Raw genomic sequence first — 11469 nt, 5'->3', positions numbered from 1 at the left:
GATGGAGTCGCGTCCCTTAGTCGATGCCCGAACGGAGCTGCCGCCTCATCCAGTCGCGGTCGGTGAGGAAATCGAGGCCGAGCAGACCATAGTCGACGCGCAGAAACCCGTCCACTCCAGACGACACCGCCGCGGGAGTCTGCAGCGCGACCTCCTGCGCCATCACGCCGACATAGAACCTCGCATCGCCCTTGTATCGATAGCGATAGAGGCGGAGGCCAGTATCGGTCCAGCCGAGTGCCGTGATGTCTTCCTTGAGGCGGATGTCCGATGGAATGGTGACGCGGCTCGCGGCATTCGAAGCGGCGGTGGAGGCCGCTCTGCTGGCCGCGCTCGATGCGGCGCTCGAGGCTGATCGGCTGGCAGCGCTCGACGCCGCGGATGATGCCGCCTGCGATGCCGCCCGGCTTGCTGCGCTCGACGCGGCATTGCTGACCGCAGTCGAAACGGCATTGCTGACTACGTTGCCGACGACGTTGCTGACGACGCCGCTGACCACATTGCCGACATTCTGGTTCACGCGTGCAACCACTCGCCGATATTCGCGATTGCGAACCTTTTCCTGTTCCGAGCGGGTGTAGGCGGAAACCAGGAGCCCGCGCCTGCGCGCCTCGGTCACCGCGTTGATCATGCATCCCTTGGGATTGCCCTTGGACCGGCAAAGCTGGAATTGAAGCTGGACGTAGTCGGGGTATTTTTTGATGGATCTGGCGCACGCCCCGGAATCGCCGTCGAAGCAGGCGTTCACGTCGCTATCGTGCGCTGATTGCAGCATCAGTTCGGTGGAATTGACCGGTCGCAGGGCAAGGTCGCTGCCCGGCGGCAGGCGGTTATGGCGCGAGCTCGGATAGCGCTCGGCAAACCTGCCAACCACGCTCTTGTCGCGTGATTCCTTGAGGACGTCCCATGCCTTCTCGACTGCCTCCGAATTGCCGGTGGTTGTCTCGGCCGAGGCGAGCTGATAGCTCGCCGGTGGCGGACCGGGCATGTCGATCTGCCCGGTGGCTTGGCCCGGCTTAGCCGACTTCTCGAGCGAAGCCAGCGCGACCCGGGCGCTCTCGACATGCTCGCCAAACGGATAGAGATCCAAATAGGCGCGGTAGGCCGCGAGCGACTTCTGTCGCTCGACGATCTTCCAGGCGTTCGTTTCAGCCGTCTGCAATTGCGCAATGCGCTGGTCGATTTCGGCCGTATGCGCGCTCGCCGGGAATTGCTGGGCGAAACGGCGCAACGTCGCGATCTCGTTGGTCGAGCGGACGAACTCCCAGGCGAGCTGCTCGGCATCTGCTCCACCATCGCCGCTTGCGATGGCGGCTTCGCCGTTGAGATAGATGTCGCCCTTCGGCAGCGTCCCGTAGATTGCCGGCTCTTGTGTCCCGGTCTCCTTCCAGACTTCGTCGTGCACGATCCGGAAGAGATAGTTGATCTCGAGTTGCGGCGTTTCGACATGGCGCAGGAGCGAGCCGGAGTAGGGGCTATTCCGCCCGGCCCCGTCGCTCGCCGTCGTGCCGGCAGCGGCCGCAAAGGCAACGAGCACGTTGTCGCTCACCTCGACAGGGGCAAGACCGCGCGTGTCGGCCGCGAAAGGCGTCGGGGAACGGGGTGTGCCGGACACTGGCGCGGCCACCTTCGATGGCCGCGACGACAGCGCGCGTCCCGCGGCGGCGACCTTCGTCGTTTCGAACGGGTCGTTGCGACAGGCGTCGAGAACCACGAGGCCGATGATCTTCGGCATCACGGAGATATCGATCAGGGTCTCGAGATTGATCGCCTCGGCATAGACATCGATCTCGGACTTGATTTCGGCATCGACCGGAATCAGCCAGTTCTTTCCGTCCATTTCGACGCCATGGCCTGCGAAGAAGATTACCGCCTTGTCGGCCGTCTTCGCCGCATTGCCGAATTCGATGAGGGCCTGCCGGAAATGATTGTAGTCGAGGTCGGCGAGGTGCCTGACGGAATATCCCAGACGACCCAGCGACGTCGCCATGTCGGCGGCGTCGTTGGCCGGGTTGATGAGTTTTGGGACCTTGCGATAGTTGCTGTTGCCGACAACGAGCGCGATCCTGTCTCCGGCGGCCGCCTGCAGTATTGTCGAAACGAGCAGCGACAACGCTACGCAGCCGAGAACGGCGATCCGGCGTGCCAGATCCTGCAACATGAAGACGGGACGCGAGCTCGCGAGAACGAAAATCCCGAAATGGGCAGGCATCGGCAGAAACTCAGAAAATGAAAAATCGCAGAGGTGGGCTAAGGCGGCTTGTTCGTCGATTTTACATCAGGGGATGCTGGATGACGACATCAAAGGCCTCGGTGTTCAGGATTTCGTGAACCGGGAGTGGCGATGCTTCGACCAAAAGGCTGCACATCGCGAGCGGTGAAACCAGTCGCGCTGCGCTGGTGTTGATGGCGCAGGCGGCCGAGGCCGGCGACATCTTCGGAGACTGCGGATGACCAGGACAGTCAAGTTCGCCCGTGCGCCGATTCTGGCCCTGCCGCTGCTCGTCGCTTTGTGCAGCGTGGCCCGCTGCAATGATCCGGCCGAATCGTCACGCGACTCGATCATTCAGAACGTTCGAGAGGACGTGCGGCGGCACATCCGGGCACGCGATGCAGGCAAGGCCACGAAACGTCCGGAAGAGAGCCAAGCGGCAACGCAGATTCGCGCCACGAAGAAGCGAAACCGCGCGAGGGCGGAGTAGACGGAGATCGGCGCGCACCCCCGTGGCCCGGGAAAGTGTTGCAAATGAGCATCAGGTGGGCGCGCTTGATGGACCCGCCCCCACAATTCAGCCAATCGGGTGAAGACGCGGCGGGTGCTGTGCCAATAAAACTCTGCGCCAGAAGCTTGCGGGATTTGTCTCCCGCCAAGGCTCGGGCTGAACCAGCAGGGGGCTGATCGAAGACCATGAGGGCAGGAGTTCTCCGCCGCGGCTTTGCCGTTGCCGTACCTTTTTTGCTTAGTCTGTTTGCGACGCGACCGGCCTCGGCACAGGAGGTCAATGTTCCGCAGCAAGTCATCAACAACACCGTCCAGAACATCATTCAGAACGTCCGCGACCAGGTCCAGCATCGCAGGGTCGTTGCTCCTCCTGGAATGCTGCGCTTCAGCGGCGAGGAGTCGGATTTCGACCGTCGTAATCCGTTCGCCGCAAGGGGTGTCAGCAATCCGTTCGGTGCCTTGGCCTACGCCAAGGCTCCGGCACTTGCAGCGCCGCCCCCGGCGGCTTGGCTTTACGGCGCGAACCTCGTCGGCAGTGGCGACAGTGCGCAATCGAGCGGGGTCCAGGTCAGCGTTGCGACGGTGACCGGCGCAGTCGATGTGACCAAGATCGGTATCTTCACTGCAACCGACGCGCTGACCTTCATCGGGACTGGCTCCCATTCGTGGGCGCACACCTTCACGAATGGCGGACTGACGACCGATGGATCAATTCCATCGACTTCCGGCACCCTGTCGTATCTCAACGGCGGATTCTCGACTGACTTCACCGCGCTTGCCAGCTGGACTCGCAGCACATCCAATCTGCCCCTTGCCGCGACCGCGGACGGCAGCGGCATCGCCTACACCTGGAACGGCCAATACCGGTTCGACTTCCCCTACACCGTGTGGTTCGAGCCGACGGTCGGCGTAACCTATTCGGAGAGCTATACCGCCAATTTCGGCAGCAAGACGGGCGATTCAACCGAATTTCACGGTGGCATGCGCGTAGGATTCGAGGCGGACTGGCTGGGCTTTAAGGTCCAGCCGTCGATCTCGGGTCAGTACTACAGGATCGTCGACGCGAGCGGCGCCGGCGCCGTTGGAGGTGCGGTCCCCGTTGCGGCCGGCATGATCGGTACCAATGGCCTTCGCGGTTCCGCAAAGGTCAACGTGCTCTGGACGCCGCAGCTGTCGTCCTACCTCGAGGTTCACGGCAGCAGCATCACCGTGCCGGACCCGCTTCTGCCCGGGGTTGGCGGACTCGGAACCTCGATCGCCGGTACTCAGGCCGGCCTTCGCTATACCTGGTAAGTGATCTCAAAGACAGATGCCCGCCGTGCCCGGCGGGCATCTTGTTGCGCTCCTCTCGCGTCTGGCGGAGGCAACATCCCCCACGGCGCCGTCGCATCGGCGAAACCAAACGAAAAGGCCGCCCGAAGGCGGCCGTTTGGTGTCAAACCGGACCTTTTCCGGTAGGTCAGCGAATCTCCGACGTCCCCGCGCTGGTCACGACCACCGGCTTGCCGGCCTTGATGACCTGGGTGGACTGGGCCGTTTGGCTGTAATCGGCATGGGTGCGGGCCGCGATCCCGAAGCCGGCAACCGCAATGCCGGCCACCAGCGCCACCACCACGATCTTCAGGTGGGTCGCACGATCAGCAGAATGAATTGAGTGGTTCATCTGAGCCTCCCGACGGGCTTTGCCGCCGTCTATGGGCTTATCTTCTACGGGCCATCTGTTTCCGGATGGTTTCGCGGGTTCCGCAAAATGGTTTCATCTCCTGCTTGGCGGGGCTCGCCCGGAGTGGGGGTTGGAGGCGGCGCCCTTTCCGAGGCCTGGCATGTCGATCCGGAGCGAGGGGGCCCCGGAGGCGCGGACGCCAAGCTCATCTGGAGTGCTTCTAAGAGTCTTTCTAAGAAGCTTTCAATTAGGGAAATCGCGCGCCCTCACATAAGCGTCACCACAAGCGCATGCCGTTGGGGAACAGGCGGCATGACGCATCGAACATGCAGCTTTGGGGTGGCGCGTTGAACAGTCTTGGAATGCTGCGGTCGGCCGTGTTGGCGACCGCTTCCGCTTGGGTCTTGATGCCTCAGGCATCGCTTGCACAATCTTCCGCGCAGAGTGGCGCTCAGAACATTCCGCCGGTGACGGTCACGGCGCCGGAAGCGCGCCGCCGCACCGCGGCGACGCCTCAGCGCCGCGCAACGCGGATCTCGGTGCAGACCCCCGCCACGAACCGGCCGCAGCCGCGGCGCGACGTCGGCTTCGTCGAGACGCCGCGCGGGCCGGTGAACGGCTACGTCGCCGGCCGCAGCTCGTCGGGCACCAAGACCAACACGCCGATCATGGAGACGCCGCAGGCGGTGTCCGTCATCGGTGCCGAGCAGATCCGTGACCAGAAGCCGAACAAGCTCGACGAGGTCCTGCGCTACACCGCCGGCGTGCGCGCAGGGACTTTCGGCACGGACACGCGCAACGATTGGTGGCTGATCCGCGGCTTCAAGTCAGAGGATATCGGTCTGTTCCTCGACGGCATGCAACTGTTCTATACGTCTTACGCAAGCTGGAAGCTGCAGACCCCCAACATGGAGCGGGTCGAAGTGTTGCGCGGTCCGTCGGCAGTGCTTTACGGCGGATCGAGCCCGAGCGGCATCGTCAACGTCATCAGCAAGATGCCGCCGGCGGAGCCGATCCGCTACATCGAGGCGGGCGTCAACAATTTCGGCAACGCCTATGTCAGCTTCGACATGGGCGGCCCGGTCGCGACCAGCCCTGACAACGGCAAGCTGTTCGCACGCGTGGTCGGCCAGGTCCAGAACGGCGGTACGCAGGTCAACTTCACGCCTGACAACAACTACTTCATCGCCCCGTCGGTGACGTGGAAGCCCGATGCCGACACGACCTTCACAGTGCTGGCCTCGGCCTCGAAGCAGGATACCCGCGGCATCAACTTCCTGCCGTATCAGGGCACAGTGACCAGCGCGCCGTTCGGCAAGATCCCGACCAGCTTCTTCGTCGGCGATCCCAGTGTCGACAAGTTCACGCGCGAGCAGGAGATGCTCGGCTATCAGTTCGAGCGCCATCTCACCGACGATGTGACGTTCCGGCAGAACGCTCGCTTCGCGCATGTCGACATCACCTATCGCGGCTATGTCGGCAACGGCTGGGACAACATCAACACGGCGACGATGGGCCGCTATAACTGGTATGCGAAAAACACCGCGAACCAGGCCAATCTCGACAACCAGCTGGAGTATCGTTTCAACACCGGCGCCGTCAGGCACACGATGCTGTTCGGTGTCGATCTGCGGGGCTATCAAATCGACGATTACCAGGCCTTCGGGTTCGGTGTGCCCTCGATCAACGTCTTCAATCCGGCCTATGGAGGAGCTGAGGTTCCGCTACCCGGCTCGCCGTTCCGCAACTTCCTCATCACGCAGAAACAGGCTGGCACTTACGTTCAGGACCAGATGAAGCTCGGCAATTTCACGCTGGTGCTGAGCGGCCGCAATGACTGGGTCGAGACGACGCAGGAGGCTCGGGACACCGGCGCCAACCTCGCCAGCCGCGACGACAGCAGGTTCAGTGGTCGCGCCGGGCTGATCTACAATTTCGACAACGGCATCGCGCCCTATATCTCCTATTCGACCAGCTACAATCCAATCATCGGCCTCAATGCGACGAACCAGCTGTTCCTGCCGGAGACCGGCAAGCAGGCCGAAATCGGCGTGAAGGTCGCGCCGGTCGGATTCGACGGCTATTTCACGGTCTCGGCGTTCGACCTTGTCCGTCAGAATGTCCCGACAACGGTGCCGGGCAGCGTTCCGCTCCTGCAAAATCAGACTGGCGAGGTGACGTCGCGCGGCATCGAGCTTGAGGCGGTGGCCAACGCCACGAAGGAGCTGAAATTCATTGGTGCCTTCACGGCCTATAATCTCTTTGTGAGCAAGGATCTCGATCCGACGCTCGTCGGCAAGACGCCGACCAACACGCCCGAACTCCTGGTGTCCGGCTGGGCCGACTACACCTTCAAGGATGGTCCGCTCGCAGGGTTCGGCTTCGGAGGTGGCGTGCGCTACATCGGCTCGTCCTGGGCCGATACCGCCAACACCCTCGAGGTTCCCGCGGTCGTGCTCGGCGATCTCGCGCTCCACTATGAATGGCAGAACTGGCGGACGGCCCTCAACGTCATCAACCTGACTGACAAGGTCTATGTCGCGAGCTGCGCGTCGGCCACGTCCTGCTTCTACGGCGACCGTCGGCGCGTCACCGCCAGCGTCTCCTACAAATGGTGAGGACAGACGAGGGCAGGGCGGGAAGGCTCTGCGACTTCGAGCAACCGATCGTGGTGGTCGCCTGCCTCCGTCTCGCCGTCCGCTGATCAGCCGTCACGATGAGCTCGCGGGCCATGCCCCCCGGTCCAAAGCTCATCCGAGCGCGGCGCGCGCGACCGGCAGGTCGCCGCCGCCGCGCTCGCGGCCGGCTGGGAGCCAATCGCGGGCACATTCGCCGGACGAGCCCCGGTCCCGTGATGACGCATGGCTCCTCTGATTACTCTGAGCTGTGGACAGGTCTTTCCTGCACCTGAGGCGGCGGCACCAGCATTGGTGTCGGGGCCGCGCCGATCGGCAAATCTGTCGCCGCGACAACGGGGGAAGTTGCCCCTACGGCGCTGCACTGCCGCACCGAAAACCCGAGCATTTGGTCGGTCAGCGCGCAGCGAGTAGCTGCCTCGGCCCGAGTGCCGCAATCTCAGAACGGCTGACCTGCGAGACCGTGGCAGCCCTTGCTGGGTGGGGCGATCTGCTCCATACCAGCCGCGGGGTGATTCCGGGATTTTCACCGTTCTGGGGGCGGCAAAGGGCCTGAAAAGAGCGTGTCTTGCGCCCATTGGTGCACTGCGCTAAGGCTCAGAATAATTCCAAATCGGACGAATCCGTGGCTGTCCCGAGGCTGCGGGAAAAGGGCTCGCCAATGAGCGGCATTCTGCAGAACTATCTTCCACTCGTCGTCTTTATAGGGGTAGCGGGCCTGATCGGCCTCGTGCTGCTGATCGCGCCGTTCATCGTGGCGTTCCAGCAGCCGGATCCCGAAAAGCTGTCGGCCTACGAGTGCGGCTTCAACGCCTTCGACGACGCCCGCATGAAGTTCGACGTCCGCTTCTATCTCGTCGCCATCCTCTTCATCATCTTCGATCTCGAGGTGGCGTTTCTGTTTCCCTGGGCGGTGGCGTTCGGCAAGCTTGGCGCGACCGGCTTCTGGTCCATGGTGGTGTTCCTCGCCGTACTGACGGTCGGGTTCGCCTATGAATGGAAGAAAGGGGCCCTCGAATGGGATTGAACCCGAATACGCAGTCCGCAGGTCCGGTGATCGCACCGGCCCCGAAGGGCATTCTGGATCCGTCGACCGGCAAGCCAGTCGGGGCCAATGATCCGTTCTTCCTCGAGGTCAATTCCGAGCTGTCCGACAAGGGCTTCTTCGTGGCGGCGACCGACGACCTCATCACCTGGGCGCGTACCGGCTCGTTGATGTGGATGACCTTCGGTCTTGCCTGCTGCGCGGTCGAGATGATGCAGGTCTCGATGCCGCGCTACGACGTCGAGCGCTTCGGCTTCGCCCCGCGTGCCTCGCCGCGTCAGTCCGACGTGATGATCGTTGCGGGAACGCTGACCAACAAGATGGCGCCGGCGCTGCGCAAGGTCTACGACCAGATGCCCGAGCCGCGCTACGTCATCTCGATGGGCTCCTGCGCCAATGGCGGCGGCTATTATCACTATTCCTACTCGGTCGTGCGCGGCTGCGACCGCATCGTGCCGATCGACATCTACGTGCCGGGCTGCCCGCCCACGGCGGAGGCGCTGCTCTACGGCGTGCTGCTGCTGCAGAAGAAGATCCGGCGCACCGGCACCATCGAACGCTAAGGTTTTACGTCATGGACGACGCCAAGCTCGACGCCCTGGGGCAGACGATCGTTAGCGCGCTTCCGGGCGCCGCGACCGGTCACTCGGTGGCCTTCAACCAGCTCACCGTGGACGTCGAGGCCGCCAGGATCGTCGAGGTGGTCAAGTACCTCCGCGATGACCCGAACTGCCGGTTCGTCAACATCACCGACATCACGGCGGTGGACTATCCGGATCGCGAGAAGCGCTTCGACGTGATCTATCACTTCCTGTCGCCGACGCTGAACGCGCGCATCCGGCTCAAGGCGCAAGCCGACGAGACCACGCAGGTGCCCTCGCTGATCGACGTCTTCCCGGGCGCCGACTGGTTCGAGCGCGAAGCCTACGACCTCTACGGCGTGTTCTTCGTCGGCCATCCCGACATGCGCCGCATCCTCACCGACTACGGCTTCGAGGGCCATCCGCTGCGCAAGGATTTCCCGCTCACCGGCTTCGTCGAGGTCCGCTACGACGACCAGGAGAAGCGGGTGGTGTACGAGCCGGTCCGGCTCAACCAGGAATTCCGCAAATTCGACTTTTTGTCTCCTTGGGAAGGAGCCGACTATCCGGTGCTTCCGGGCGATGAAAAAGCGGGGCCGAAGGTCTGATCATGAACGAGCAACCGCAGAACCTCCGCAACTTCACCATCAACTTCGGACCGCAACACCCGGCGGCGCACGGCGTGCTGCGCCTTGTGCTGGAGCTGGACGGCGAAGTCGTCGAGCGCGTTGATCCGCATATCGGCCTGCTTCACCGCGGCACCGAGAAGCTGATCGAGCAGAAGACGTACTTGCAGGCGATCCCTTATTTCGACCGCCTCGATTACGTCGCGCCGATGAACCAGGAGCACGCCTTTTGCCTCGCCGCAGAAAAGCTGCTCGGCATCGAGGTGCCGCGCCGCGGCCAGCTGATCCGCGTGCTCTATTGCGAGATCGGCCGCATCCTCTCGCATCTGCTCAACGTCACCACGCAGGCGATGGACGTCGGCGCGCTGACCCCGCCGCTGTGGGGCTTCGAAGAGCGCGAGAAGCTGATGGTGTTCTACGAGCGCGCCTCGGGCAGCCGCATGCATGCGGCTTATTTCCGTATCGGCGGCGTGCATCAGGACCTGCCGCAGAAGCTGGTCGACGACATCGAGGCCTGGTGCGATCCGTTCCTCAAGGTGGTCGACGATCTCGACCGTCTGCTCACCGCCAACCGCATCTTCAAGCAGCGCAACGTCGATATCGGCGTGGTGCCGCTGAAGGAAGCCTGGGAATGGGGTTTCTCGGGTGTGATGGTGCGCGGCTCGGGTGCGGCCTGGGACTTGCGCAAGTCGCAGCCCTATGAATGCTACGCCGAGATGGATTTCGACATCCCGATCGGCAAGAACGGTGACTGCTACGACCGCTATTTGATCCGCATGGAAGAGATGCGCCAGTCCGTGCGCATCATGAAGCAGTGCATCCAGAAGCTGAACGCGCCCGACGGCAAGGGCCCGGTCGTCGTCGAAGACAACAAGGTCGCGCCGCCGCGCCGCGGCGAGATGAAGCGCTCGATGGAAGCGCTGATCCACCACTTCAAGCTCTACACCGAAGGCGTCCACGTGCCGGCCGGCGAGGTCTACGCCGCGGTCGAGGCGCCCAAGGGCGAGTTCGGCGTCTATCTCGTCGCCGACGGCACCAACAAGCCCTACAAGTGCAAGATCCGCGCGCCGGGCTTTGCGCATCTGCAGGCCATGGACCACATCTGCCGCGGCCATCTGCTCGCCGACGTCTCGGCGATCCTCGGCTCGCTCGACATCGTGTTCGGAGAGGTCGATCGGTGATGGCGCAGGCGCCGATCCAGTTTGACCGTGCCTCGGGGGCCCTTGAAGGGGCCAACCTGTGGGAGCGGACGGCTGCCTTGGCGCTGGTGACGGGATCGAAGATCTCCTCGCACTTCTCGCACATGGGCTACATCGCCTGCGCGAATTTGCTGCGCAAGACGCTGCCCGAGCGCAACATCGCGATCAGGCTCAATCCCGACGCGGTGTTCGAATTCCCTTACGGCGACGGCTATTGGAGCAAGCTGCTCAACCGCTCCTACATTTACGAGGACGAGCTCGAGCTCTTGTTCGCCGATTCTATCGACGTCGACTACACGCTGCTCGATTGCGGCGCCAATTACGGTTATTGGTCGGTGCTGGTCTCGAGTAAGCCGTTCGGCGCGCACAAGGCGATTGCGATCGAGCCGTCGGGCCAGAACTATTCGAAGCTCGCCAACAATGCCCGCATCAACGCTGGCCGCTTCGAGACCATGAAATGCGCCATCGGCGCGGCGCGCGGCACCGCGCGCCTGTCGGGCACCAAGCACGAGGCCTTCAGCATCGCCGGCGATCAGTCGGTGGGCGGCGAGGAGGTCCCGGTGATCGCGCTCGACGATCTGATCGATGACGGCAAGATCGCTGCGAGCGGCAAGTACCTCATCAAGCTCGACGTCGAGGGCGTCGAGATCGAGGCGATCAAGGGCGGGGCGCGACTGCTGCAGGCCGACAGCGTCATCATGTGCGAGGAGCACGGCAGCGACCGTTCTCACGCCGTGTCGCGCTTCATCCTCGAACAGACCCCGCTGAAGCTGATCGTGTTCGATCCGCGCAGCAACCGCATGGAGACCGTGACCGAGCTGTCGATCCTCGACCGCATCAAGGTCTCGACCCACGTCGGCTACAACGTTTTCGGCACCGCAAGCGCATTCTGGCAGGACAGGATCGAGGCCATGAACGCCAAGAACCTGGATACCAAAAATCTGAATGCCAAGAATCTGAATGCCAAGTCCGCGCGCCGCATGCAGTGAGAGATTGA

The 11469-nt window shown here is 63.2% G+C and carries 10 protein-coding genes; 8 read left to right on the top strand and 2 right to left on the bottom strand.

Annotation, left to right across the window (positions count from 1 at the left end; translation table 11 throughout):
- Positions 1–16: 16 nt before the first annotated feature.
- On the bottom strand, positions 17–2212 hold the full coding sequence (locus tag ACM43_RS03135) for a caspase family protein (protein ID WP_271538023.1): 2196 nt from the start codon (positions 2210–2212) through the stop codon (positions 17–19).
- A 238-nt stretch (positions 2213–2450) separates the two neighbouring features.
- Between ACM43_RS03135 and ACM43_RS03130 the strand changes: the two genes are divergently transcribed.
- On the top strand, positions 2451–2702 hold the full coding sequence (locus ACM43_RS03130) for a hypothetical protein (RefSeq protein ID WP_271538022.1): 252 nt from the start codon (positions 2451–2453) through the stop codon (positions 2700–2702).
- 206 nt (positions 2703–2908) lie between these two features.
- On the top strand, positions 2909–4015 hold the full coding sequence (locus ACM43_RS03125) for a hypothetical protein (protein WP_271538021.1): 1107 nt from the start codon (positions 2909–2911) through the stop codon (positions 4013–4015).
- A gap of 166 nt (positions 4016–4181) precedes the next feature.
- Here the strand turns inward: ACM43_RS03125 and ACM43_RS03120 are convergent, their stop codons facing one another.
- On the bottom strand, positions 4182–4385 hold the full coding sequence (locus ACM43_RS03120; protein WP_036010204.1) for a hypothetical protein: 204 nt from the start codon (positions 4383–4385) through the stop codon (positions 4182–4184).
- Between the two features lie 362 nt (positions 4386–4747).
- Between ACM43_RS03120 and ACM43_RS03115 the strand changes: the two genes are divergently transcribed.
- The 6 genes from ACM43_RS03115 to ACM43_RS03090 all read left to right on the top strand — a co-directional run bounded on the left by ACM43_RS03115 (position 4748) and on the right by ACM43_RS03090 (position 11461).
- The gene (locus ACM43_RS03115; RefSeq protein WP_271538020.1) at positions 4748–7003 is read left to right on the top strand and encodes a TonB-dependent siderophore receptor; all 2256 of its coding nucleotides are present in this window, start codon (positions 4748–4750) and stop codon (positions 7001–7003) included.
- A 679-nt stretch (positions 7004–7682) separates the two neighbouring features.
- Complete coding sequence (locus tag ACM43_RS03110; protein WP_008136158.1) at positions 7683–8048, top strand: NADH-quinone oxidoreductase subunit A; 366 nt, start codon at positions 7683–7685, stop codon at positions 8046–8048.
- Complete coding sequence (locus tag ACM43_RS03105) at positions 8045–8629, top strand: NuoB/complex I 20 kDa subunit family protein (RefSeq protein WP_193760674.1); 585 nt, start codon at positions 8045–8047, stop codon at positions 8627–8629. Before ACM43_RS03110 ends, ACM43_RS03105 begins: the two co-directional genes overlap by 4 nt.
- A gap of 11 nt (positions 8630–8640) precedes the next feature.
- Positions 8641–9255 (top strand): NADH-quinone oxidoreductase subunit C, encoded by a 615-nt coding sequence (locus tag ACM43_RS03100; RefSeq protein WP_036010195.1) that lies wholly within the window; start codon positions 8641–8643, stop codon positions 9253–9255.
- A 2-nt stretch (positions 9256–9257) separates the two neighbouring features.
- Positions 9258–10454 (top strand): NADH-quinone oxidoreductase subunit D, encoded by a 1197-nt coding sequence (locus ACM43_RS03095; RefSeq protein ID WP_036010192.1) that lies wholly within the window; start codon positions 9258–9260, stop codon positions 10452–10454.
- Positions 10454–11461, top strand: a complete 1008-nt coding sequence (locus tag ACM43_RS03090; protein WP_271538243.1) for an FkbM family methyltransferase — start codon at positions 10454–10456, stop codon at positions 11459–11461. Before ACM43_RS03095 ends, ACM43_RS03090 begins: the two co-directional genes overlap by 1 nt.
- Positions 11462–11469 lie beyond the last annotated feature (8 nt).

Origin of the sequence: Bradyrhizobium sp. CCBAU 45321 (genome assembly GCF_028128975.1) — a bacterium.
Taxonomy (GTDB): domain Bacteria; phylum Pseudomonadota; class Alphaproteobacteria; order Rhizobiales; family Xanthobacteraceae; genus Bradyrhizobium; species Bradyrhizobium yuanmingense.
The sequence above is the reverse complement of the archived record's forward strand: the minus strand, read 5'-3'. Positions and strand labels throughout refer to the sequence as shown.

Coding starts and splice junctions, on each gene's coding strand:
- ACM43_RS03135 (WP_271538023.1), bottom strand. CDS start 2,212: ATGCCTGCCCATTTCGGGATTTTCGTTCTCGCGAGCTCGCGTCCCGTC.
- ACM43_RS03130 (WP_271538022.1), top strand. CDS start 2,451: ATGACCAGGACAGTCAAGTTCGCCCGTGCGCCGATTCTGGCCCTGCCG.
- ACM43_RS03125 (WP_271538021.1), top strand. CDS start 2,909: ATGAGGGCAGGAGTTCTCCGCCGCGGCTTTGCCGTTGCCGTACCTTTT.
- ACM43_RS03120 (WP_036010204.1), bottom strand. CDS start 4,385: ATGAACCACTCAATTCATTCTGCTGATCGTGCGACCCACCTGAAGATC.
- ACM43_RS03115 (WP_271538020.1), top strand. CDS start 4,748: ATGCTGCGGTCGGCCGTGTTGGCGACCGCTTCCGCTTGGGTCTTGATG.
- ACM43_RS03110 (WP_008136158.1), top strand. CDS start 7,683: ATGAGCGGCATTCTGCAGAACTATCTTCCACTCGTCGTCTTTATAGGG.
- ACM43_RS03100 (WP_036010195.1), top strand. CDS start 8,641: ATGGACGACGCCAAGCTCGACGCCCTGGGGCAGACGATCGTTAGCGCG.
- ACM43_RS03095 (WP_036010192.1), top strand. CDS start 9,258: ATGAACGAGCAACCGCAGAACCTCCGCAACTTCACCATCAACTTCGGA.
- ACM43_RS03090 (WP_271538243.1), top strand. CDS start 10,454: ATGGCGCAGGCGCCGATCCAGTTTGACCGTGCCTCGGGGGCCCTTGAA.